Origin of the sequence: Halosolutus halophilus (genome assembly GCF_022869805.1) — an archaeon.
Taxonomy (GTDB): domain Archaea; phylum Halobacteriota; class Halobacteria; order Halobacteriales; family Natrialbaceae; genus Halosolutus; species Halosolutus halophilus.
On the sequence record NZ_CP094974.1, the window covers coordinates 1,534,425 to 1,558,280 of the forward strand.

Here is a 23,856-nt window from a genome sequence, read left to right on the forward strand (position 1 = left end):
TCCACGTGGAGGCATGAACGCACGCAAATTACTCGCCGTAACAGTCGTACTGATGATGCTCGCGAGCGGGGGCGCATTCGCGATGGCCCCGGCTGGCGCAGTCGCAGATCAACACGAAGACGACGAGGTACAGGAACCCACGGAAGACGGCGTCGACGATAGCCAACTGCAGGTAACGGTCGAAGACGCGACGATCGTTCTTCTTACTGAGGACAGCGAGATGGCCGACGAAGCGCCCGCGGACGTAGCGAACAACGAGTCCGCCGTCGACGGCGACCAGGAGGGCGTCACGGTCCTCGAAACGTCGATCGAGGTAACGGTCGAGCAGGCGTCGATCCTCAACGTCGGTGACCAGTCAACCGACGCGGCCGCGGACGCAAACGGCGTCGACTCGGACGATACGACCGACGACGATAGCGAGAGCGACGACGCTGCCGACAGCCAGGAACTCTCCGTCCAGGAAGCGACGATTTTCGTCGTCGTCGAAGACGGCGACGACCAGTCGGCCGACGCGAACGGGGTCGAAGACGGACAGGCGATGGACTTCCAGGAGGCGACCGTCTTCGTCCTCGTCGAAGACGCCGGCGAGATGCTCGACGATCAGCCGATCGGGATGGAAGACGATGCCACCGAAGACAACGAGTCCGACGCAGTGGACGCCGAAGACAACGAGTCCGACGCAATAGACGACGGAGACGAACTCGACGAGAACGCATCCGAAGTCGAGAACGGCGAAGACGGACTGCAGGTGACGATCGAGGAAGCGACGATCTTCATCGTCTTCGAAGACGGCGACGACCAGGCAGCCGAGGAACCGATCGCTGAGGACGACGAACCCGTCGTCGACGATAACGAGACTGACGTCGACGATAACGAGACTGACGTCGACGATAACGAGACCGTCGTCGACGATAACGAGACCGTCGTCGACGACAACGAGTCCGAAGTCGACGACAACGCCACCCAGGACGACGACGCTGAAGCAGCGGTTTCGACGTCCTGTAGCTGTACCGGGTAGACACCCCCTGCGGTATTTTTCGGCGAACTGGAATCCACCGGCTCACAGCCGCAGCCGTGCGATCGGGTCCCGGTCCGTGTCCAGGTGACCCGATCGGGTCCCCGTCTCGGCAGGCGGGTCCGCAGCAATTGCCGCACACTGATACTGTTATATGCGTCCAGTCCCCACAGGCGACAATGAGCGCACAGGTACGAACACCGACTGCACGCACGTGCGAGCGATGCGGTCGATCCGAACGCTGGGACGACGAGGTCGAGGCATGGCAGATCGCCCGTGAGGACGGCGACCGACAGGTCGGCAATCCGCATTGCATCCACGAGTGGGACATCAACGGGGCGTTCAACCCCGTCACCGGCACCATAAACGGCAAGTAAGCCAACGCCAACACGCGTCGCCCGCACTCTCGCCGCCCGGACCGCTGAAGCGGTGAGGAGCCTTTTTGTCACGTCGGCCGTAGCCGCCACCGTGCCGACAGTCTACATCACGGTCCCGCCGGACGAGGCCGATTCGATCGCCGAACGGCTTGTCGAGGAGCGACTCGCAGCCTGCGTCAATCGGCTCTCGACGACCTCCACCTACCGGTGGGACGGCGAGATCCACCACGCCGACGAAGCGGTGTTGCTCGCGAAAACCACCGACGAAGCGTACGACGACCTCGTCGATCGGGTCCGGGAGATCCACCCCTACGACGTGCCGTGTATCGAGCGGTTCGACGAGAATCACGTCCTCGAGTCGTTCGCGGAGTGGCGGACGGAGAACGTGAAGTAGCGGTTCGGGCGGCCACCCGGCTGCTCGATCGAGCCGTGCGGGAGTGTCTGACAGGCGGTGACTGCCCGAAAAAGCAACCCTTAAAACTCGCGCACGGGTTGTGACGCGTATGGCTGGAACCATCGAAGTGCTCGTTCCGGGTGGACAGGCCAACCCCGGCCCACCGCTCGGTCCCGAGCTCGGACCGACGCCCGTCGACGTACAGGCGGTCGTCCAGGAGATCAACGATCAGACGGCAGCGTTCGACGGCACCGAAGTCCCCGTCACCGTCGACTACGACGACGACGGCTCGTTCGAGATCGACGTGGGTGTCCCACCGACGGCCGCGCTGATCAAAGACGAAGCCGGTTTCGAGACCGGCAGCGGCGAACCCCAGGAGGACTTCGTCGCCGACCTCTCCGTCGATCAGGTGAAGAAGATCGCCGAGCAGAAACACCCCGACCTGCTCGCCTACGACACGATCAATGCCGCGAAGGAAGTCGTCGGCACCTGCGCCTCGATGGGCGTCACCATCGAAGGTGACGACGCCCGCGAGTTCAAGCAGAAAGTCGACAGCGGCGAGTACGACGACGTGCTGGCCGAGCAGGGCGAAGCCAGCGCCTGACGTACGAGCGCAGCGAATCCCTCTTCGTTCTTGCGGTCGGCGCAGACGCTCGAAATTTTTCGTCGAACCCGGCCTCGCAGCCGTCCGATCGGAGAGCCGCGGCTGGCGGAACCGAGCCGTCGCCACGGCGGAGGCCGGGTCTCGGCGTGCCGGACGGCTCTCCCCGGATCTTCGATCGAGCCGTCCCCTCTGACGCAGGGCGGACCGTCGATCGACGGGACAGCCGGTGGCCACGTCGCGCTGCTCGTCGACCGGCGGAAAAGGAGTGTTGCTACCGAACGGGTGCCTAGATCTGATTCGCCGGTGGAACCGTTCGCTCGTCGGGGCCGGCCGCCCCCCTGAAGCCGGCGAGGACGCGGACGCTGGCGCCCATTCCGAACGCCGAGGCGACGGTACCGACGACGATCGCGATCGGAAGCGCGATTGCAGCGATACCGCCGAGCAAACCACCGACGAGGACGCCGGCCCAGAGTTCGTCCCGGCCGACACGAGCGGCGACCGACTGGCCGATCGAGACGAATCCGATCGCCGTCACGGACGGGAGCACCGTCGCTCCGAGGATGACGAACGGCACGCCGAAGAACGCCCCGACCTCCGTCCCGATCATGAGATAGCCGACACCCGCGAGCAACCCGACGACGAGGGCGCTCGGGAGTCCGATACAGACGGAGATGACGGGACTGCGACGACACTTCGTTACCGCCCGGATCCCGTACCCCTGGAGCATCCCGAGGACGACCATCGAAACGAGCAGCGTCGCGGCGACACCGCCGACGGCCCGCTCCGGTAGCGCAAGTGACTGTATCGCCTCGACCGCACCGCCCTCACCTCCGAGGAGTGCGACCGATTCGAGCACCAGTTCTCCACTGAATGCGTATAATTCTGTCGGCCCCATACTAGCGTGCTATACAGTCATTTTCTATAGTATTTCCGGTTCTAGCGAGTGTTCGCTCCTGTACTCGTCGATCGTCGGCCGAGAATCGATCGCGTTCGATGACGGAAAAACCGGGGTTCGATTCGGGGACTCGATCGGGCGGAACGACGTGGTTCGGCGGAGGGAAAGCGTAGTTCGACGGGTTTAAGTTCGCCATGGCACTTCGTTCAAGGGAGACAGGCATTGCCTGTTTCACTGACCCGTAGGAGCACACCCTGCGTACTACGGAGGTGAACGATGGCAGATTCGGATATTGAAACCGCAGTGGCTCGCGCACTCGAGGAGTCGCCCGATCGGAACTTTACCGAGACGGTCGACCTCGCGATCAACTTGCGCGACCTTGACCTGAACGAACCGTCGAACCGTGTTGACGAGTCCGTCGTCCTGCCGTCCGGAACCGGCCAGGAAACGCGAATCGTCGTCATCGCCGAGGGCGAAACCGCAGTCCGCGCCGAAGAGGCCGCGGACGAGGTTCTCTCGGTCGACGACGTGGCCGATCTGGACGACGACGAGGCCAAAGATATGGCCGACGAGACGGACTTCTTCATCGCCGAAGAGGCGATGATGCAAGACATCGCCCGGCACCTGGGTACCATCCTCGGTCCCCGGGGGAAGATGCCGGATCCGCTCTCGCCCGACGACGACGTCGTCGAGACCGTCAACCGGCTCAAGAACACCGTGCAGCTTCGCTCCGGCGACCGCCGAACGTTCCACACGCTCGTCGGCGCCGAGGACATGGATGCCGAAGACATCGCCGACAACATCGACGTCATCCTGCGTCGCCTGCACGCCGACCTCGAGAAGGGGCCCCAGAACATCGACGCCGTCTACGTAAAGACGACGATGGGGCCGTCTCAGGAGGTGGCCTAGAATGAGCGCACAGGCTGAACGCAAGACCGAGAACCTTCCCCAGTGGAAGAAAGAGGAAGTCGACGAACTCGAGCAGCTCATCGACGACTACGAGAGCGTCGGCGTCGTCGGCATCGCCGGCATTCCCTCGAAACAGCTCCAGGACATGCGCCGCGGACTGCACGGCACCGCCGTGGTGCGCGTCAGCCGCAACACCCTGCAGACGCGCGCTCTAGAGGACGCCGGACTCGACGACCTCGTCGAGCACATCGATGGACAGGTCGGACTCGTCGCGACCGACGAGAACCCGTTCTCGCTCTACAAGGAGCTCGAGGCGTCGAAGACGCCCGCCCCGATCAACGAGGGCGAGGTCGCCCCGAACGACATCGTCATCCCCGAGGGTGACACCGGAGTCGATCCGGGACCGTTCGTCGGCGAACTCCAGAGCATCGGCGCGAACGCACGGATCGAGGACGGTTCGATCCAGGTCATGGAGGACTCGACGGTCCTTTCGGCCGGCGAGGAAGTCTCTGCGGACCTGGCGAACGTCCTCAACGAACTCGGTATCGAACCCAAAGAGGTCGGTCTCGACCTTCGCGCCGTCATCGCCGACGGCGTTCTCTTCGATCCCGAGGACCTGGACATCGACGTCGAGGCCTACGAAAGCGACGTGTCGACGGCCGCCGCCCGCGCCCGGAACCTCTCGGTCAACGCGACCTTCCCGACCGCGACGACGGCCCCGACGCTCATCGCCAAGGCCACGGGCGAGGCCAAGAGCCTCGGCCTGCAGGCCGCGATCGAGGACGAAGACCTGATGCCCGACCTCGTCTCCAAGGCCGACGCACAGCTGCGTGCGCTCGCGGCCCAGATCGACGACGAGGAGGCCCTGCCCGAGGAACTGCAGGACGTCGAGGCGCCTGCTGAACCGGCAGCGGCCGACGAGGGCGACGACGAATCGGCGGACGACCAAGACGAGGACACCGAGGCCGAGGACGCCGACGCCGACGATGACGACGAAGACGACGGCGACGGCGCTGCAGGACTCGGCGAAATGTTCGGCTAATCAACGGAGGACACTACAATGGAATACGTTTACGCTGCACTCATCCTGAACGAAACGGGCGAAGAGATCAACGAAGACAACCTGACGAACGTGCTCGACGCTGCCGGCGTCGACGTCGAGGAGTCCCGCGTGAAGGCGCTCGTCGCCGCACTCGAGGACGTCGACATCGACGAGGCAGTCTCCGAGGCTGCTGCCGTCCCCGCCGCCGGTGCCGCCGCAGGCGCTGGCGCGGCCGACGAGGCCGCGGGCGACGAAGACGAAGAGGAAGAAGTCGAAGAGACCAGCGACGTCCCGGACACGACGGACGAAGACGAGGACGACGAGGCAGACGGCGAAGGCCTCGGCGAACTCTTCGGCTAAGTCGCGACGCGACGACTCCGTACAATCCCGATTTTGTTCGACGCCACTCGCCGATAGCTACTTCTGGCGACCGTGTGAACGGCCGATCGTGACGACGGCAGTATACTTCGATCTCGACGGAACGCTCTGTTCGTACGACGTGCCGTTCGAGGCGCAGTTCGAAACGACCGTCTCTCCCTACGGTGAGCCGACCGACGCGGCGTACGAGGCCTACGTCGACCGCCTGTTCGACGCTCTCGAGAACTGCGAGGCCGATCCGTACTGCCGCGCGTTCGAGGCCGTCGCGGAGCAGATCGATCTCGATGCGACTCCCCACACGCTCGCCCGCGAGCACTGCGAGACGGAACTCGAGGCGTCCGTCGTGACGGCGAGCGCAAAGCGGGTCGTCGAACGGGTCGCGACGACCGCTCCGACCGGCATCCTGACGAACGGGGACGGTCGACAACAGCGATCGAAACTGGAACGGCACGGGCTCGCGGAGCCGGTCGACGAGGTGATCGTCTCGAACAGCGTCGACGTGCGAAAACCCGATCGCCGGATCTTCGAACTCGCGAAAGCCCGCTTGCCGGCCGAGGACTACGTCTACGTCGGCGATAGCTACGAGGAGGACGTCGTCGGTGCCCGATCGGCTGGCTTCACGACGGTGTACGTGAACGAGACCGGTAGCGAAACCGGCGACGCCGACGCGGCGGACGCCGTCGTTTCGAGCGTCGACGAACTGCTCGAGCCGGCAGCACTCCCGGCTTCGGTACGAACCGCATTCACGCCGACGACGAGGTAGTGCCGATCGAGAACCCGCCATGAGCGACACCGTCGGACTCGACTGGGGTGGTAACGGCTGGATCGCCGTAATCGCAACGGGTGAGCGCGATCCGACGATCGACGTCGCGTTCTATCCGTCGATGCTGAACGCGTGGCGCGACAATCGCGACGCCGAACGAATGCTCGTGGACATCCCGATCGGGCTGGCGGACGACGAACGCCGCGAGTGTGACGCGATCGCTCGATCGATCCTCGGGGCCGATCGGAGCCGGGTGTTTTTCACGCCGGTCCGGGACGCGGTCTACGAGGACGAGTACGAGGCGGCGGGCGACGCCAACGAGGCAGCGACGGGGACCCGTATCTCGACGCAGGCATATCACATCTGCCCTGCGATCCGGGAGGTCGACGGGGTACTCCGCGAGATCGACGCCGCCCGAGAACTGCTCCGGGAGTCACACCCCGAGGTCTGTTACGCGGTACTCGCCGGCGGATCGGGAGTGGGGCCGAAGTCGAGCGACGACGGGCTCGAACGCCGGCGGGAGCTACTCGCGACGGAACTCGGCTGGCCCGTGAGTGACGTCGAATCGATCGAGAGCCGGCACATCGACGAGCAACCGACCCACGCTCGCCGACTCCGAGCCGGAAACCGGGACGATCTGCTCGACGCGTTCGTACTCGCCCTGACAGCCCGCGGCGAGACGGCGTCGCTGCCGGGCGATCCGCCGACCGATCGCCACGGGCTGCCGATGGAGATCGTTGCGCCCGCGACCGTGTCGGACCTGCGGTAGTCGATCGGGACGACTGCACCACGCGTCGATCGCCGCGGGTTTAAACCACAGGCCGCACCCAGAGGGAGCGATGGCCGTCCCCGTCGAGTTCGTCGCCGAGCCGATGCTGACGCTGCAGTTGCTCGGCTGGGTCCTGGCTGGATCGCTGCTCGGCAGTTGCAGCGGACTCGTGCCGGGACTGCACGCCAACAACTTCGCACTCCTGCTGGCCGGGATCGCGCCCTCGATCCCCGGCCCGCCGCTATTCGTCGGCTGTGCGATGCTCGCAGCCGGCGTCGTCCACACGTTTTGCAACGCCGTGCCCGCCATGGCACTCGGCGTGCCCGACGCCGAGATGGCGGTCACCGCGCTGCCGGGCCACCGGCTGGTCCTCGCGGGCCGCGGCTACGAGGCCATACGGCTGTCGGCACTCGGGAGCCTGCTCGCGGTCCTCGCGGCGATCCCGCTGGCGATCCCGATCACGTGGGGCGTGACGGCTGCCTACCCGACGATTCGCGACAATCTCCCGCTTCTGCTGGCGATCGTCGTCGTCGCGCTGGTTGCGTCCGAGCGGACGTGGCGTGCTCGTGGGGGTGCACTCCTCGCGTTCACACTCTCCGCTGCCCTCGGCGCGTTCACCATGGACCTCTCCCCGGACGCGCCGCTCGACGCCGGCGGGACCCTCGCGCCCCTCTTCGCCGGGCTGTTCGGCGCACCCGTCCTGATCGACGCGATTCGCGGGAGCGGCATTCCGCCACAGGGCGACGAGACGATCGTGATCTCCCACCGGCTCGTCGGAACGACCGCCGTCGCCGGCGCACTCGCTGGCGCGGTGGTGGGCTACGTCCCGGGTATCTCCGCTGCCATCGCGGCAGTCGCAGCGCTCGTCGTCGTCCCCGCCGACGCCGGCGATCGCGGCTACGTCGTCGCGACGAGCGGCGTCGATACGGCGAACACCATCTTCGCGCTGTTCGCTCTCGTGGCGATCGGCCAGCCCCGGACGGGCGTGATGGTCGCGTTCGAGACCGTGAACGCGCCGCTCGACGTGCCGATCCTGCTCGGGGCCGTCGTCGTCGCGGGCGCGATCGGCTTCGCCCTCGTCTGTATCGTCGGCGACGCGTATCTCGACGTCGTCGGTCGGATCCCCTACTGGAAGATTTCGATCGCGGTGCTCGGGCTCCTGCTCGCACTTTCGACCCTCTTCACCGGGATCCTCGGTATCGTCGTCTTCGTCGTTGCGACGGCGATCGGGATGGTCCCGATTCGATTGCGAGCGCGGCGGGTCCACCTGATGGGCGTGCTGATCGGCCCGTTGCTGCTCGGACTCTAGGTCACGTCGTCCCGCGCCGCGACCACTCGACGGACCCGTTCCTCCGAGACCGGGTTCGTCGTCTCACCGTCCTCTTTGAGCGCCGTGCCGACGATCACGCCGTCAGCACCGGCCGCGAGGCAGTCGCCGATCGTCGCCGCCGTGACGCCGCTGCCGACGAAGACGGGGACCGAGCGATCGATTCCGGCATCCGAAAGGGCCGCGACGACTCGCTCGACGTCCGCGAGTGCCGTCTCCCGACCGGTTCCAGGCCCGGAGACGATCACCCCGTCAGCCCGGCCGCGCTCGACGGTCTCGATCGCCGCCGCCTCGATGTCACGCTCCCCGATCGGGCTGGCGTGTTTGACGTGGACGTCCGCGAGGATCGCGACGTCGGCGTCGATCCGCTCGCGGAGCCGAAGGGTCTCGTGTGCCTGACCCTCGACGACGCCCTGATCGGTCGCGGCCGTACCTACGTGGACGTTGACCCGGACGAACGCGGCACCAGTCGCCGCGGCGATCGAGAGTGCCGCGATCGCGTCGTTTCGAAGGACGTTGATTCCGACCGGAACGTCGACCGCACCGGTCAAGGCCGTCGCGAGCGAGGTCACGTCCGCGACGACGTGTTTCGGAACGTCGTCGGGGTAGAACGGCGCGTCCCCGAAGTTCTCGAGGACGATCCCGTCCACGCCGCCGTCTTCGAGCCGTCGCGCGTCCTCGAGCATCCGGGTCCGGATCGCGTCGCGATCGCCATCAGATCCCGGTGCGCCCGGAAGTGGCGAAAGGTGAATCATACCGACGACGGGACGAACGGCGTCGAACCGGTCCTGGAGGGGTGATCGCGGTGCAGGTGGCATGCTGGTACTCGTGTCTCGATCGACAAATGCGTGGTCCGTCGCCGAACTCCCCCGCGACGGACACGTGCCGGCAATTCCCTCCCCGTTCACGGGTGTTTAGCCCGCTCACTGTCAACGCCCGTCGATGGCTGACCTCTTTACGCCGCTGTCGCTTCGCGACCGTGAGATTCCGAACCGACTCGCCGTCTCGCCGATGTGCCAGTACTCCTGCGATCCCGACGGCCTCGCGACGGAGTGGCACCGCGTCCACCTCGGGAGTCGCGCCGTCGGCGGCGCCGGGATCGTCATGACGGAAGCCACCGCCGTCAGCCCCCGCGGCCGGATCACGCCTCACGACCTCGGGATCTGGAGCGACGATCACGCGGCGGCGCTCGAACCGATCGCCGAGTTCATCCGCGACCAGGGAGGGGTGCCGGGGATCCAACTCGCCCACGCAGGCCACAAGGCGAGCAAGACCCGCCCCTGGGAGGGAAACGTCCCGATCGGCCCTGACGAGGAGACCGGGTGGGAGGTGCTCTCGCCCTCGCCCGACGCGTATCCACCGTTCGACGGTGATCGGCCGGCGATGCGAAACGCAACTCCGGACGATATTCGGGGAGTGATCGACAGTTACCGCGCGGCCGCCGAACGGGCGCTCGCGGCCGGCTTCGAGATCGCAGAAGTTCACGCGGCCCACGGCTATCTCCTCCACGAGTTCCTCTCACCGGTGACGAACCGGCGCGAAGACGACTACGGCGGAAGCTTCGAGAATCGAACGCGACTCGTGCGGGAGGTCACGGCGGCCGTTCGCGAGGTCTGGCCCGACGAGAAGCCGGTCTTCGTCCGCATCTCCGGCACGGACTGGCTCGACGATCGGGAGTCGTGGACGATCGACGGGTCCGTCCGCCTCGCCGACGACCTCGTGGACCTGGGCGCGGACCTGATCGACGTCAGTTCGGGCGGTCTCCACCCGGATCAGGAACCGCCGGTGGGGCCGAACTTCCAGGTCCCCCTCGCCGAGGAGATACGGGAGCGGACCGACGTCCCTGTCGGTGCGGTCGGCGGGATCACCGAACCAGAACAGGCCGACGCCCTCGTTCGCAACGACCGCGCGGATCTCGTCCTCGTCGGCCGGGAATTCCTGCGCGATCCCTACTTCGGCCTTCGATCCAGCGACGCCCTCGACGGCGATCGAAAGTGGCCGATCCAGTACCGCCGCGCCGTTCGCTGAGCGGCGCTAGGGGTCTCGCGCCGCCGAGGACGATCGGCGACGACCCGATCGGGGTGCCGGCTCAGTCGTCGGTCCACTTGATCGAACAGCCCTGGGACGGCTTCCACTCCAGATCGACGTCTTCGCCCGCCAGTACGGACTCGATCGCTTCTCGGACGTGGAACCGGGTCGGATCGTCGTCGGGGTTCAGAGCGTCGTCGAGGCGGCCCTGGTAGACCAGCCGGAACTCGCCGTCGTCGTCGCCCGGCTTCGCAGCGTGACTGTCCGCTGCGTCACGCGCCGCGCTATTCTCGAAGAGGAACGGGTCGGGCGTACAGACCGCGCCGTAGGCCTCGGCGACCGCCTGGCTCTCGTCCCGCAGGTAGGCGTCGTACTGGATCCGTCCCTCCTCGACGTACTCCTCCATCGTCTCGAAGGAGTCCTCGGGGTACGCCTCGGCGTCGTTGGGGTTGATTCCGACGACCGACACGTCCTCGTACTCGGCCGCGAGGTCGTTGAGGATGTCGAACTTGGCCTGGGCGTACGGGCAGTGATTACAGGTGAAGACGACCAGCAACGCCTCGTCGTCGGCGAAGTCCGCGAGCGTGTACGTCTCCCCGTCGACGCCCGGTAATTCGAAGTCCGGTGCGACGTCACCCTTGTCCAGTTCCGAATCGGACTCTTGTAGGACCATACCCGAACGTATCGTCCGTGCCCCTGTAAGGACTCCGTTCGATCGAGACTCGCGTCGGTGACGGGTGAGGCCGACGAGTACGATCGGCGCTCGATCGCGATATCGACGGCCCACCTATTTGTACTCTCGGTGATATCGCGTGCACATGAAGACGCTCGAGGTCACCGACGAACAGTACGCGTTCATCCAGCACCTCCGTGAAGAGATCGCCGAGGACGTCGTCGGGAAGTACGGCTTCGTCCGCGAACAGGACGCGATCCAGTTCCTGATCGACAACCTCGCCGCCAACGTCGAGATCGAGGGCGATTTCGACTCCTCCGCCGCGGACGACGTCGCCGCGGCGGTCGGAGCCGCGATCGACGGCGAACCGGAACCGAACGCCCTCGAAGCGGTCTCGTACGTGGAGTCGGAGGAAACTGGCGCGGACGAATCGGCGGTCGCCCCGGACGACGGATCGGCCGATCCGGAGCCGGCGGCCACTGGTGACGACCCGGAGGCGGACGACGAACCGGAGGCGGACGACGAACCGGAGGCGGACGACGAACCGGAGGCGGACGACGAACCGGCTACCGGAGACGCCGACGGGGCCGACCCGAACGCCGACGGTACCGACGAAGCGGCTGCCGAGGACGACGGCTCCGCCGACGACGACGACATGCTGGACGAGATGATGAGTCTGCTCGAGACCCACGACGACAAGTGGGAGGAATCGTCGTCGGCCGACTACCGCTACACCGTGACGTTGCCCGACGGCTCGACCGAGGACGTCCAGACGAAAGACGACGTCCGGGCGCTGTTGTTCAAGAACTACCGGTAGCTCACCCGCCGACGGTCGGGAGCGGGTGGTTCGGGACCGTTCACGCGAGCGATCGGCCCGAAAAGAACAACGCTTTTACTCGCGCTTCTGCTTCCCGTTGGTATGAGCGAACGCGAGGTGCTCGAGTTGCTTCGTGAGAACGCGCGGTATTCGGCGGCGGATATCGCACGAATGACCGGCCTCGAGGAACAGGAGGTCGAGGCAGTCGTCGAGGAACTCGAGGGGGCAGGCGTCGTTCGTGGCTACCAGGCCGTCGTCGACTGGGACAAACTGGAAGACGAACGCGTCCGCGCCGAAGTCGAGTTGAACGTCCGCCTCGATCGCGAGACGGGCTACGGTGACATCGCAGAGCGCCTCGCACGGTTCCCGCAGGTCAAAGCGTTGCGGCTGGTCAGTGGCGACTACGACTTCGACATGGAAGTCGAGGGCGACTCGATCCGGGAAGTCTCACAGTTTATCAGCGAAAAAGTCGCCCCCGTCCCCGAGATCACCCAGACGGTCACTCACTACGTGATGACCTCCTACAAGGAGAACGGGATCGAACTCGGCGACGGAGAGGACGACGATCGACTCTCGTTCTCGCCATGACGATCGAACCGTCAGATCGCGTGAAGGCGGTCCCGCCGTCGGGCATCCGGCGGTTTTTCGAGATCGCCGAGGAGCGCGACGAGGTCATCTCGCTGGGCGTCGGCGAACCCGACTTCTCGACTCCGTGGGCCGCACGGGACGCGGCGATCACCTCGCTGGAACAGGGCAAGACCTCCTACACCGCGAACCGCGGGAAACGCGAACTCCGGGAGTCGATCGCGGACTACGTCGCCGATCGGTTCGACCTCGGCTACGACCCGGCCGAGGAGATCATCGTGACCGCCGGCGCGAGCGAGGCGGTCGACCTCGCATTCCGGGCGTTCGTCGATCCCGGCGACACGGTCGCGATCGCACAGCCGTCGTACATCTCCTACGAACCCGGCGTGATCTTCGCCGGCGGCGAGGTGCTGCCGGTCCCCACGAGAAAGGAGGACGAGTTCCGACTCACCGTCGAGGAACTCGACGCGGCGGGTGCGGCCGACGCCGACGTGCTCGTCGTCTGTTACCCCAACAACCCGACGGGTGCGATCATGCGCGAGGAAGACCTCGAACCGATCGCCGACTTCGCCCGCGAGCACGACCTCACGGTCTTCTCGGACGAGATCTACGCCGAGTTGACCTACGACGGGGATCACACGTCGATCGCGACCGTCGACGGCATGCGCGAGCGGACGATCGTCTTCAACGGGTTCTCGAAGGCCCACGCGATGACCGGGCTTCGGCTGGGATACGCGCTCGGGCCCGCCGACGCGATCGGCGCGATGAACAAGATCCACCAGTACGCGATGCTGTCGGCCCCGACGACGGCCCAGTACGCGGCCCTCGAGGCACTGGATTCTTGCGAGAACGACGTTCGCGAGATGGTCGACCAGTACGATCGCCGTCGCCAGTTCGTTCTCTCGCGGTTCCGCGAGATCGGGATGGACGTCTTCGAGGCGAAGGGAGCGTTCTACTGTTTCCCCGAGGTGCCCGAGGGCTTCACCGCGGAGGAATTCGCGGAAGATGTCCTCCGCGAGCAGGGGGTCGCCGTCGTCCCGGGTGACGTCTTCGGCGTCGGTGGCGAGGGACACCTCCGGATCTCCTACGCGACGGGTCTCGAGGACCTCCGCGAGGCGCTGACCCGGATCGAAGCCTTCGTCGCGGAACACGCCTGAATCGCTGATTCGCCGTTCGATCGACGGCCTGCGTGACCGCCGGTGGTCCAGCGCGGCTGGCAGGAGTATCACGAACGTTTTCTCGATCGGCCCGCATTCGTGCGTATGGTCGACTATCGTCCGCTCACCGACGACGGGGACGTCTTCCACGAGTACCGCAGTTACGCCTTCACGCCCCAGGAGGGGGTCCCGGCGTACGATCCCGACGAGCACGACACGCCACGATCGACCCTCGGGGCGCGTCGGGGACTCTACGAGCACGCGGACGACGAACGGCCTCGCTGTGTCTGTCGACACTACTGGCTCGAGGCCCGCGTTCGCGGGGAGCCCCACGCGACGGCCGGAATCGCGTCGATCGCCACCCCGCCCGAGTATCGCCGGGAGGGCTACGTTCGCCGGCTTCTCGCACACTCCCTCGCCGAGTATCGCAACCACGGCGTCAGGTTCTCGGTCCTCTGGCCGTTCCGGTACCGCTTCTACCGGCAGTACGGCTGGGACGCCGCCAACCGGATCGTCACCCACGAGTGCGATCCCGACGTGCTCTCCTTCGCCGCTGCGAGCGACGCTCGGGATCGGGGATCGTTCCGGCCGGTCGACCCCGACGAGTACGACGCGATCGAACCCGTCTACGACGAGTGGGCCGACCGCCACGCGCTCGCACTCGAGCGCGACGAGGACTGGTGGCGCCACCGCGTCTTCGGCGGCCACGACGTCGATCCGTTCGTCTACGCGTACGAACGGGACGGCGAGCCGCGGGGGTATCTCGTCTACACGATCGACGGCGATCACGGGGAGCGGACGATGGACGTCACGGAACTGGCAGCCGTCGATCGCGAGGCGGTCCGCGCACTCCTGTCGTTCTGTTACGATCACGACTCGCAGGTCGATCGGGTCCGGTTCCGGATGCCGGAGAACGACCTCCTGCGCGCGGACGCGGCCGATCCCGACGAGATCGATACGACCGTCGAAACGGGACCGATGGTCCGGATCGTCGACGTCGAAGCGACCCTGTCGGCGCTGTCCTATCCCTCCCTCGATCGGACCCTCACGCTCGCAGTCGAGGATCCGCTGGTCGACTGGAACGACGCCGCCGTCTCGCTCGAGGTGGCGGCTGGGCGCGCCGCGTGCGAGCGGATCGACGCCGCGGCCGCGGACGAACCGGACGTGACGCTCGACGTGGCCACGCTCTCGCAACTCGTCGTCGGGGCCCGATCGGCCGCGACCCTCGATCGGCTGGGTCGACTCGAGGGCGCAACACCGGACGCGGTCGCGACGCTCGGGGACCTGTTTCCCGAACGGGACGTCTACCTCGGGGAGTTCTTCTGAACTCAGACGACGTTCCGCTCGGCGTGCTCGTCGCCCGACTCGAACCGATCGCTCGAGAGCGCGTCGACGTCGACGAGCGACGCCTCGCCGTCGACGGCGAGCTCCGCGACGACCTGTCCGGTCGCGGGCGCGTGCTGGAAGCCGTGGCCGGAGAAGCCGGCGGCAGTAATGAAGCCGGGAACGGTCTCCTCGACGATCGCGTTGTCGTCCGGCGTCACGGCGTAGAGCCCCGCCCAGCCGCGCTTGATCCGCGATTCCGGGCCGAAGTAGGTCGTCCACTCGCTTGTTTTCTCGACGACGTCGGCGGCCCAGTCGAACTCCATCTGCGTCACGTAGCCGTCGGGATCGCGCTCCGGATCGTCGCTGGCGAGGTGGCCGCCGACGAGGGCGTCGCCGCCGCGATCGGGCCGGAAGTACGTTCCCGTCCCGAGGTCGATCGTCAGCGGATCCGTCTCCGGGACGGCCGTTTCCGGATCGACGACGGCGATCTGGCGTCGCTTCGGCGCGATCGGCAGCGAGACGGCGGCCAGTTCGGCGACCTGCCCGGCCCACGGTCCCGCGGCGTTGACGACGAAATCGGCATCGAGTCGACCGTCGAGTGTCTCGACGCCCGTCACCCGCCCGTCGCGATCGGCACTGGCGCTGGTCCCGTCCTCGCGGTGGACGTCGATAACGGGCGTCCTCGTCCGAACGTCGACCCCCGCGTCGGCCGCCGCCCGGGCGTAGGCCTGTAACGCGAGGTGCGGATCGGCGAACCCGTCCGTTTCCGAGTACGTCGCCGCGACGAACCGCTCCGGATCGATCCCGGAACAGTACTCTCGGGCCGCGTCGGGATCGAGCACCTCGCTCGGGACGCCGCGATCGTTCTGCATTGCGACCGCGTCCTCGAACGCCGCGGCAGTCTCGTCGGACCGGGCGAGAAAGAGATACCCCGTCTTCCGGTAGTCGATGTCGGTCCCGAACCGCTCCGTGAACTCGTTCCAGACGCGCATACTCTCGCGGGACAGGTCGACGTTGACCGGCGTCGAGAACTGCGCACGGATGCCGCCCAGCGCCCGTTCGGTGCTTCCGCCGCCGATCGACCCCTTCTCGCAGACGGTCACGTCGACGCCGCGGTTTGCCAGTGCGTACGCGCTCGAGAGGCCGACGATGCCGCCGCCGACCACGATACCGTGCATACGATACCAATCGACACGGCCGGAGAAAAGGGTTCGTTCGAGACCGCGATCGGACGGCGGAATCGATCTCTACAGGCGTCAGAACCGATCGGGTGAGAGTCGATCGTGGACGTCGGGATCGGGCCGGTCGTCGATCTCCTCCTGGACGACCGCGGCGACGGCCGGCGCGAGCGTGATCCCCAGTCCAGTCATCCCACAGGCGACGACGAACCCGTCGACGGCCGTCTCGCCGACGATCGGACGCCCGTCCGGCGTAACCGTCCGGAGACCGATCCACGCGTCGACGACCGACGCGTCCGCGAGCGCGGGGACGACGCTCGCCAGTTCGGGCGCCGAGTCGACGAACTCCTCCGAGACCGAGAGGTCGTCCGGGTCGTACCGTTGCCCCTCCACGTACGTCGTCAGGAACTCCCCGACCCACGCCCGCGTTCCGTCAGCGTCGACCGCGGGCCGTACGTACCGATTCGACTCGAAAATCGTGACCGGCGCGTCGATCGGTTCGACCGCCTCGAGTTCGACCATCGGCCCCTGCGTGTGACAGAGCGGAAGCGAGACGCCGACCGCCTCGTTCAGGCGCGGTGCCCAGGGCCCCGCCGCGTTGACGACGACGTCCGCGTCCGCGCTTTCGTCGTCGGTCACGACGCTCGAGACGGCCCCGTCGGTCGTTTCGACGTCCGTGACCGTGACCCCCGTTCGGACGTCGACGCCGTTTCGGCGTGCACGGTCGGCAAAGGCCGTCGCGATCGCTGCCGGATCGTCACAGACGGTATCGGCGGGCGTGGAGAGTGCACCGGCGAACCCCGCGGGTTCGACGCCGAATTCGGCCAGATCGGTCGCCTCGACGAACGACGCGTCGACGCCGTACTCCCGGAGCGTCGTCGCCGATCCGGCGAGTCGATCGGCGAAAACGGGCGTCTCGGCCACGTACAGCGCACCCAGTCGCTCCACGTCCAGCGACTCGGCCTCGAACAGATCCCGGTAGACCGATCGCGCTCGCGCTCGCATCCGCAGGTCGAACGGGTCCGGTTCGACCGCGGTCCGCATCACGATTCCCGCGGAGGCCGCCGTCGTTTCGCGGCCGATCTCCGATCGTTCGAGCAGGGTTACGTCGTGGCCGGTCTCGCCCAGCCGCGACGCGATTGCGGTGCCGACGATCCCTCCCCCGACGATGACGACGTTCATGCGAGGGACTACCACGGCGGGAAGGAAAGAACCTCCTCCGGTTCCGTCGCGTGAGTTCGGCCGGCGGCGATACACACTGAAGTACCCGTCCGGCGACCGTCACGATATGGTACGCGTACTCTCCGACGAGGACGTAGCGTCCGTGCTCGATTTGCCGGCGCTGTTGCCCGTCGTCGCCGACGCGTTCGAAAAACAACGGACCGGTGCCATCGAACGACCGGAGCGGCCTCACTACCCGATCGGGGTCGGGCTCGATCCCGACGCGCCGGCCCAGCCGACTGGAACGGGACTGTGCATGCCGGCGTACGTCCACGGGGCCGACTACGCCGCGACGAAACTCGTCACCGTCTGCGAGGACAACCCCGAACGCGGGCTGCCGACCGTCACCGCCCAGCTCTCTCTCGCCGACGCCCGGACCGGCCAGCCGGTCGGGTATCTCGCCGGGACGCGGGTCACGAACGCTCGAACAGGCTGCATCGGCGGTCTCGCCGCGCGCGAACTCGCCGTCGACGAGCCGATCGATCTCGCGCTGATCGGGGCCGGAACGCAGGCCCGCTGGCAGGCGCGGGCCATCGCCGCCGCGACCGACGACGTCGCGCGGATCCGCGTCTACTCCCCCAGCGAGTCGCGCGAGGAGTGCGCCGACGACCTCGCCGCCGAACTCGACGTCCCGGCAACTGCGGTCGAGAGCCCCCGGGAGGCGGTCCGGGACGCGACGGTCGTCGTCACGGCGACGACGAGCACCGAGCCGGTCTTCCCCGGGGAGGCGCTCGAGGACGGCACCCTCGTCGTCGCCGTCGGGGCCTACACCCCCGAGATGCGCGAACTGGACGCCGCGACGATCGATCGCGCAGCGACGGTGATCGCCGACGTGCCGGCGGAAGCCGCCGAAACGGGCGACCTGCGCGACCGGCCCGCCCGCGAGATCCAGCCGCTCGCCGACGCGCTCGCCGGTCGTGGGGGTCGCGAATCGCCCGCGGATGTCGTGGTCGTCGCCAGCGTCGGGACCGCAGTGCTGGACGCTGCGACTGCCGAGTTCGTGTTCGATCGCGCCGCGGCCAACGACGTCGGCACGACGGTTTCGCTCTGAGGCGTCCGTTGGCCACGACACTGAAATACCGGCTTCGAGTAGTAGATTCTAACTGTCTCCAGCGATGACTAGATCGGGAGTGGGATCTGGCTACCCAGGCGATCGGTCCGGTCGAGCGCGGCGCGGGGGTGACCAGCCGTGACGAAGCGATCGGTGCCGATCGTCGACCGGGTCACCGACGCCTTCTTCGCACTCGACACGGACTTCCGGTTCACCTATCTCAACGACCGGGCCGAGGCGCTGCTCGAACGCTCTCGCGAGGAGTTACTCGGGCGTGTCATGTGGGACGAGTTCCCGGAAACCGTCGAGACGCAGTTCCCCGACGGCTTCCACCGCGCGATGGACGAACAGGTTTCCGTCTCGTTCGATATCTACCACGCACGGATCGAAACCTGGTTCGAGACCCGGGCTTACCCCTCTGAAACCGGGCTCTCGGTCTACATGCGCGACGTCACCGAACGGAAGCGCCAGGAGACGACGCTGGCCCAGCACGCAGCCGTCGTCGAGGCCGGCCACGACGGCGTCGTGACGCTCGACCGGAACCGCGAAATCGTCTCCGTCAACCGATCGCTCGAGTCGTTGCTCGGGGCCGATCGATCCGAGATGATCGGCGAACACGTCGAAATCGTTCCGGAACTGGCCGGGATCGATCCGGTAGATACCCTCGAGATCGGCCGTGCGATCACCGACGTCGACGTCGGGAACGCCGACAGGCGCAACCTCGAGGTCGCCTTTACCGACGCCGGCGGCACCGATCGGATGGGCGAGTTCCGGATCGTCCCGATAGCGGACATTCGGGCGACCGTCGGAGTCATCATTCGGGACGTCACCGACCAGCACGAGCACGAGCGCGTCGTCACCTCGCTGCACGAGATCACCCGATGGCTGCTCGAATCCGACGATCCGGAGGAGATCTGTGCGATCGCCGTCCACGCGGGCAGCGATCTGCTCGAGTTCCCGATCAGCGGCATCTGGTTGCTCGACGACGAGCACGGCTACCTCGATCCCGTCGCCGGCACCGCGGGTGCCCACGAGGAGTTGGGCGGCCTGCCTCGCTTTTACTCCGGGGAAGGGCTCGTCTGGAACGTCTTCGAGTCCGGCGAGATCGAACGCTTCGACGACCTCCGTGCGGCCGAGGACCTCTACAACCCCGACTCGCCCATCCGATCCGAGATCATCGCCCCGATCGGGACCCACGGCGTCCTCATGACCGGCTCGCTGGAGCCACACCAGTTCGACGAGACCGACGTCGACCTGCTCTCGACGCTCGTCGAGAACACCCGCGCCGCGCTCGACCGGGCCGATCGGGAGCGGGTGCTTCGCGAGCGAACGACGGAACTCGAACGCCAGACCGAGCGACTCGAGTCGATCGCAGAGATACTCTCGAACGACCTGAAAGACCAGCTCGAGAGCGTGTCGGAGGCGCTCGAAGACGACCCGGACGAGTGGGCGTTCGCGGTCGCGGAGGACTCCGTCGGGGCCACGCTCGACAGGGCAGAACAACTCGTCGACGACGTCCGGGAATTCGCCCGGAACGCGTCCGCCGTCGGGACCCGGAGCCGGATCGACCTCGAATCGGCGATCGAGACGGCGATCGCTGCCTCTCGCCTCGACGACGACGCGGTCATCGTCGACCAGTCGGCGATGCTCCGGGCCGACGCCGATCGGTTCGTCCACCTGCTCGAGACGGCGTTCGACAACATCGCCGCCCGTGCCGAGACGGACGTGACGGTCCAGGTAGGACTCGTCGGCTTCGAGAACGCCGGCCGGTCCGATCGGTCGCGCGACTCGCGCGGATTCTTCCTGCTCGACGACGCCACCGAGATTCCGCCGACCGCCCACGAGCAGGTCCTCGACCCCTCCACCGACGACGACACCGCGATCGACGGACTCGGGCTGGCCCTCGTGCGGGCGATCGCGGAGGCCCACGACTGGACGATCGCGGTCGACAACGGCGAGAACGGAGGGACGCGGATCGAGATCAGGGACGTGACGACGCTCGAAGTACAGGAGTCGCGGACCCGGCGGTGACGGGATCGTATCGTACTGTCACACCGATCCACACCGATCGCGGTTCGCAGCCGTCCCCGTCGCGACGGCGCGCGAATCTATCGGGCGGCCGATGACCGTCTCGGACGGACGACGTCTATCTCAGTATCTCGGGCGGACCGCGACTGTCGTGCGACAGTATCAGTCCTCGAGAACCGACTCCCGCGTGATGTCCTGACAGATCCGGCGGTAGCCGTCCCCCTCGAGAAGGTCCTGCATCGTGTCCGTGACGTCCGTCTTGAGCACGGCCAGCCGATCCTCGAGTTCGGCGTACTTCTGGCTCGTCTTGCGTTCGGCCTCGGTCTTCTGGGCGTCGAGGAGCGCTTTCTTCGAGGCGAGCGCGAAGAACTCCTGTAACTGTTCGTCGTACGTCGACCTGAGCATCAACTGGTCGATGATCGATTGCAGTTCGTCTTTCGAGACCGGCTTGACGAGATAGTCGTCGAACCCCATCCCGATGATGTCGAAGTCGGGTTCGACCGCGGTCACCATCGCGACGCGACAGTCGAGTTCGCGCTCCCGGATGGTATCGAGCACGGTGTCCCCGGACAGTCCCGGCATCCGTCGATCGAGCAGGACGACGTCGACGGTCTCGTCGGTGGCCTCGAGCGCCTCGTTCCCGTCGTAGGCCGTCTCAACGTCGCACTCCTCGTCGAGCCACGCGGCGTAGAGGTTCGCGAGATCTGGCTCGTCTTCGACGATCAGGACGGACGGGTGGTCAGGGGGCATCGACGTGGTCCTCCGGAACTGCGGTTCGTTGGAGGGGTTGTACCGAGAGTATATCAAAATACCGGGCGATCGACGGCGATCGACCCCTGAATCCCGGCCGGACACGGTCGTGACGTCCGGTTCGACTGCGATCCGGTTTTCAGGGCGTGCCTGGCCCGGTGGGCGGCGTCACTGGAGTTCGCGTTCGATCGTCGCGCGCCGATCGCGAATCGCGGCCGCGTCGGTCGTGATCGACCGGCCGGCCTCGATCGTGAGTCGGCCGTCGGCCGTCGCCGATCCGAGTTCGTGGACCGGCGCGACGCCGTCGAACGCCTCACGGACCGCGTCGGGCGATTCGGTCTGGACGAGTGCTCGGCCCGGCTGTTCGTGAAACAGCGCACCCGCCGGATCCGCGCCCGGAATCGTCACCTTGAGCCCCGCGTCCTCGCCGACCATTTCGGCGAGTGCGACGGCCAGGCCACCGTGACTGACGTCGTGAACCGCGCGCGTCGCGTCGTGGTTCGCGACGCTCACGAGCGCCTCGACGACGGCTCCCGGGTCGTCCGGCAGGGTGGGGAACCGATCGCTGCCGTCGAACTGGGCGAGATACTCCGACCCGCCGAGTCGGAGGTCACCGGTCTCGAGGCCGACGTCGCCGACGAGCAGCAGCGTTCCCTCCGGGACGACGGAAAGCGGCGGCGCGTCGTAGCCGTCTTTCGTCCCCACCATCGCGAGCGTCGGCGTCGGCGGGATCGGTCCGGCCACCGAATCGTTGTACAGCGAAACGTTCCCACCGACGACGGGCGTCGAGAGCGTCTCGCACATATCCGCGAGTCCGCCGACGATCCCCTCGAAGTCGCCGTAGACGTCCGGTTTCTCGGGGTTGCCGCCGTTCAGGCAGTCGACCGCAGCGAGCGGCGTCGCGCCTTTGGCCGCGATGTTCGTCGCGTTCTCGAGTGCGATCGCTCGCGCGCCCTCGTAGGGGGCGGCAGTGGTCCAGTTGGGCGCGCCACCGGACGAGATCGCGAGCCCCTGTTCGGCCTCTCGGACCGCAATAATTGCGGCATCGTCACCCGGCCCGACGCTCGTTCGGACGCCGACCTCGTGATCGTACTGGCGGTAGACCCACCGCTTCGAGGCGGTATTCGGACTGGAGACGACCGCGTCGAAGGCCGCTTCGAGATCCGCGTCCGGCAGCTCCGTCTCCGGCTCGTCGGGCACCTCGCTCTCGAGGTCGTTCATCGGCGCGCCTTCGCCGAGGAAGTACGCGTCGACGTCCACGACGGTCTCACACTCGAATTGGCACACGTAGTTGCCGTCGGTGACCTCGCCGATGACCGAACAGCCGAGATCGAACCGATCGGCGACCTCGCGGACGCGATCGACGTTCTCTGGGGCGACCTCGTAACACATCCGCTCCTGGGATTCGGCCAGCAGGATCTCCAGTGCCGACATGTTCGGCTCCCGCTGGTGAACCCGTTCGAGTTCGATGCGGGCGCCGAGGCCGCCCTTGGCGACCAGTTCGCTCGAGGCACCGCCGAGGCCGGCCGCACCGAGGTCGCGCGCGGACTCGATCAGTCCCTCGTCGACGAGGATCTCGTTGGCCTCGATGAGCAACTTCTCCGCGTAGGGGTCGCCGACCTGGACCGCGGGCCGGTCTTCGGTCTCGGCGTCCTCGGCGAGATCCTCGCTGGCGAAACTCGCACCGCCGAGGCCGTCGCGACCGGTCGCGTTCCCGACGAGTACCAGTTTGTTCCCGGGTTCCTGGGCTTCGGCCGTGACGAGTCGCTCCTCGCTCGTGAGGCCGACGCAGGCGACGTTTACCAGCGGGTTCCCCTCGTAATCGGGGTGAAAGTCGACGCTCCCGGCGACCGTCGGCACGCCGATACAGTTGCCGTAGTGGCTGATCCCCTCGACGACGCCCTCGAAGAGGTACTTCGAGTGTTCGCGATCGAACTCGCCGAAGTACAGCGAGTCCGCGAGCGCGATCGGGTACGCGCCCATCGAGAGGGTGTCCCGGACGATGCCGCCGACGCCCGTCGCCGCGCCGTCGAACGGGTCCACGTAGGAGGGGTGGTTGTGGCTCTCGATGCCCATGGTGATGTACGTCGAACCGTCCCCGTCGTCGTCGGCCTTCTCACCCGGAAGCGCGACGACTGCCGCGTCGTCGCCCGGCCCCACGACGACCTGCTCGCCCTCGCTCTCGAACGCCGACAGCAGCGGTCGGGAGGAGCGGTACGCGCAGTGTTCGCTCCACAGGTTCTCGAACAGCGCCGCCTCCGCCGGCGTCGGCTCCCGGTCCAACTCCGAGGCGACGAGTTCGCGGTCCGAATCGGCAAGACTCATTCACCTAGGTGGTGAAAGTCGGGCGGTAAATGGGTTTCTATATGCACGATCGTGTATTGATATCCCCGCCAGGGATCGAGTGACGCGAATCGGGCCCGTCGATCACGGGATCTCGCACGATCGGCGGATCGAACTCCGGGCGAACGGCCGCCGCGCGGGGAATCGACCGTCGAGACAGCCCGGTCCGCCGACGGTCTTGTGGCGCACCCACCGTCCGCTTATCGGGGCGCTTTTGATCAATCGC

Annotated in this window: 24 protein-coding genes; 17 read left to right on the plus strand and 7 right to left on the minus strand. The window is 66.9% G+C overall.

Annotation, left to right across the window (positions count from 1 at the left end; translation table 11 throughout):
* The first annotated feature begins 13 nt into the window (after nt 1-13).
* The 4 genes from MUG98_RS07485 to MUG98_RS07500 all read left to right on the plus strand — a co-directional run bounded on the left by MUG98_RS07485 (nt 14) and on the right by MUG98_RS07500 (nt 2,390).
* A complete protein-coding gene (locus MUG98_RS07485) occupies nt 14-1,018 on the plus strand; it encodes a hypothetical protein (RefSeq protein WP_265111513.1) in 1,005 nt (334 codons plus the stop codon).
* Between the two features lie 176 nt (nt 1,019-1,194).
* Nucleotides 1,195-1,392: an HEWD family protein gene (locus MUG98_RS07490; RefSeq protein ID WP_265111514.1), complete on the plus strand. Its 198-nt coding sequence runs from the start codon at nt 1,195-1,197 to the stop codon at nt 1,390-1,392.
* 91 nt (nt 1,393-1,483) lie between these two features.
* The gene (gene cutA, locus MUG98_RS07495) at nt 1,484-1,786 is read left to right on the plus strand and encodes a divalent-cation tolerance protein CutA (protein WP_265111515.1); all 303 of its coding nucleotides are present in this window, start codon (nt 1,484-1,486) and stop codon (nt 1,784-1,786) included.
* A gap of 109 nt (nt 1,787-1,895) precedes the next feature.
* A complete protein-coding gene (locus MUG98_RS07500; RefSeq protein ID WP_265111516.1) occupies nt 1,896-2,390 on the plus strand; it encodes a 50S ribosomal protein L11 in 495 nt (164 codons plus the stop codon).
* 286 nt (nt 2,391-2,676) lie between these two features.
* Here the strand turns inward: MUG98_RS07500 and MUG98_RS07505 are convergent, their stop codons facing one another.
* On the minus strand, nt 2,677-3,246 hold the full coding sequence (locus tag MUG98_RS07505) for a hypothetical protein (protein ID WP_265111517.1): 570 nt from the start codon (nt 3,244-3,246) through the stop codon (nt 2,677-2,679).
* Between the two features lie 315 nt (nt 3,247-3,561).
* Between MUG98_RS07505 and MUG98_RS07510 the strand changes: the two genes are divergently transcribed.
* The 6 genes from MUG98_RS07510 to MUG98_RS07535 all read left to right on the plus strand — a co-directional run bounded on the left by MUG98_RS07510 (nt 3,562) and on the right by MUG98_RS07535 (nt 8,455).
* The gene (locus MUG98_RS07510; RefSeq protein WP_250142211.1) at nt 3,562-4,194 is read left to right on the plus strand and encodes a 50S ribosomal protein L1; all 633 of its coding nucleotides are present in this window, start codon (nt 3,562-3,564) and stop codon (nt 4,192-4,194) included.
* 1 nt (nt 4,195) lies between these two features.
* Nucleotides 4,196-5,236 (plus strand): 50S ribosomal protein L10, encoded by a 1,041-nt coding sequence (locus MUG98_RS07515; protein WP_265111518.1) that lies wholly within the window; start codon nt 4,196-4,198, stop codon nt 5,234-5,236.
* An 18-nt stretch (nt 5,237-5,254) separates the two neighbouring features.
* Entirely contained in the window at nt 5,255-5,596 is a 342-nt protein-coding gene (rpl12p, locus tag MUG98_RS07520; RefSeq protein WP_265111519.1) for a 50S ribosomal protein P1, read from the plus strand.
* Nucleotides 5,597-5,684: 88 nt separating this feature from the next.
* Complete coding sequence (locus tag MUG98_RS07525; protein ID WP_265111520.1) at nt 5,685-6,377, plus strand: HAD family hydrolase; 693 nt, start codon at nt 5,685-5,687, stop codon at nt 6,375-6,377.
* Between the two features lie 19 nt (nt 6,378-6,396).
* Entirely contained in the window at nt 6,397-7,146 is a 750-nt protein-coding gene (locus MUG98_RS07530; RefSeq protein WP_265111521.1) for a DUF429 domain-containing protein, read from the plus strand.
* Nucleotides 7,147-7,216: 70 nt separating this feature from the next.
* Nucleotides 7,217-8,455 carry a tripartite tricarboxylate transporter permease gene (locus MUG98_RS07535; RefSeq protein WP_265111522.1) on the plus strand — a complete coding sequence of 413 codons (1,239 nt, stop codon included), beginning with the start codon at nt 7,217-7,219 and terminating at the stop codon, nt 8,453-8,455.
* Here MUG98_RS07535 and MUG98_RS07540 read toward each other — a convergent pair.
* Entirely contained in the window at nt 8,452-9,291 is an 840-nt protein-coding gene (locus MUG98_RS07540) for a BtpA/SgcQ family protein (protein WP_265111523.1), read from the minus strand. The two genes, MUG98_RS07535 and MUG98_RS07540, sit on opposite strands and share 4 nt — an antisense overlap.
* A gap of 124 nt (nt 9,292-9,415) precedes the next feature.
* Here MUG98_RS07540 and MUG98_RS07545 point away from each other — a divergent pair, with 124 nt between their 5' ends.
* A complete protein-coding gene (locus tag MUG98_RS07545; RefSeq protein ID WP_265111524.1) occupies nt 9,416-10,501 on the plus strand; it encodes an NADH:flavin oxidoreductase/NADH oxidase in 1,086 nt (361 codons plus the stop codon).
* A 61-nt stretch (nt 10,502-10,562) separates the two neighbouring features.
* Here the strand turns inward: MUG98_RS07545 and MUG98_RS07550 are convergent, their stop codons facing one another.
* On the minus strand, nt 10,563-11,174 hold the full coding sequence (locus MUG98_RS07550; protein WP_265111525.1) for a thioredoxin family protein: 612 nt from the start codon (nt 11,172-11,174) through the stop codon (nt 10,563-10,565).
* Between the two features lie 145 nt (nt 11,175-11,319).
* Between MUG98_RS07550 and MUG98_RS07555 the strand changes: the two genes are divergently transcribed.
* The 4 genes from MUG98_RS07555 to MUG98_RS07570 all read left to right on the plus strand — a co-directional run bounded on the left by MUG98_RS07555 (nt 11,320) and on the right by MUG98_RS07570 (nt 15,059).
* Nucleotides 11,320-11,991, plus strand: a complete 672-nt coding sequence (locus tag MUG98_RS07555) for a hypothetical protein (RefSeq protein WP_265111526.1) — start codon at nt 11,320-11,322, stop codon at nt 11,989-11,991.
* 102 nt (nt 11,992-12,093) lie between these two features.
* Nucleotides 12,094-12,579: an Lrp/AsnC family transcriptional regulator gene (locus MUG98_RS07560; protein ID WP_265111527.1), complete on the plus strand. Its 486-nt coding sequence runs from the start codon at nt 12,094-12,096 to the stop codon at nt 12,577-12,579.
* Nucleotides 12,576-13,733, plus strand: coding sequence for a pyridoxal phosphate-dependent aminotransferase (locus MUG98_RS07565; protein ID WP_265111528.1), 1,158 nt, complete (start codon nt 12,576-12,578; stop codon nt 13,731-13,733). Before MUG98_RS07560 ends, MUG98_RS07565 begins: the two co-directional genes overlap by 4 nt.
* Nucleotides 13,734-13,838: 105 nt before the next feature.
* A complete protein-coding gene (locus tag MUG98_RS07570; RefSeq protein WP_265111529.1) occupies nt 13,839-15,059 on the plus strand; it encodes a GNAT family N-acetyltransferase in 1,221 nt (406 codons plus the stop codon).
* A 2-nt stretch (nt 15,060-15,061) separates the two neighbouring features.
* Here the strand turns inward: MUG98_RS07570 and MUG98_RS07575 are convergent, their stop codons facing one another.
* Both MUG98_RS07575 and MUG98_RS07580 read right to left on the minus strand, forming a co-directional pair.
* Nucleotides 15,062-16,237: an NAD(P)/FAD-dependent oxidoreductase gene (locus MUG98_RS07575; protein ID WP_265111530.1), complete on the minus strand. Its 1,176-nt coding sequence runs from the start codon at nt 16,235-16,237 to the stop codon at nt 15,062-15,064.
* 78 nt (nt 16,238-16,315) lie between these two features.
* Nucleotides 16,316-17,419 (minus strand): NAD(P)/FAD-dependent oxidoreductase, encoded by a 1,104-nt coding sequence (locus MUG98_RS07580; protein ID WP_265111531.1) that lies wholly within the window; start codon nt 17,417-17,419, stop codon nt 16,316-16,318.
* A gap of 106 nt (nt 17,420-17,525) precedes the next feature.
* Here MUG98_RS07580 and MUG98_RS07585 point away from each other — a divergent pair, with 106 nt between their 5' ends.
* Both MUG98_RS07585 and MUG98_RS07590 read left to right on the plus strand, forming a co-directional pair.
* Nucleotides 17,526-18,509, plus strand: coding sequence for an ornithine cyclodeaminase family protein (locus tag MUG98_RS07585; protein WP_265111532.1), 984 nt, complete (start codon nt 17,526-17,528; stop codon nt 18,507-18,509).
* Between the two features lie 138 nt (nt 18,510-18,647).
* Nucleotides 18,648-20,540, plus strand: a complete 1,893-nt coding sequence (locus tag MUG98_RS07590; RefSeq protein ID WP_265111533.1) for a PAS domain-containing sensor histidine kinase — start codon at nt 18,648-18,650, stop codon at nt 20,538-20,540.
* Nucleotides 20,541-20,699: 159 nt separating this feature from the next.
* Here MUG98_RS07590 and MUG98_RS07595 read toward each other — a convergent pair whose 3' ends face one another.
* Complete coding sequence (locus MUG98_RS07595; protein ID WP_265111534.1) at nt 20,700-21,287, minus strand: HalX domain-containing protein; 588 nt, start codon at nt 21,285-21,287, stop codon at nt 20,700-20,702.
* 168 nt (nt 21,288-21,455) lie between these two features.
* Nucleotides 21,456-23,612 (minus strand): phosphoribosylformylglycinamidine synthase subunit PurL, encoded by a 2,157-nt coding sequence (gene purL / locus MUG98_RS07600; RefSeq protein WP_265111535.1) that lies wholly within the window; start codon nt 23,610-23,612, stop codon nt 21,456-21,458.
* Nucleotides 23,613-23,856 lie beyond the last annotated feature (244 nt).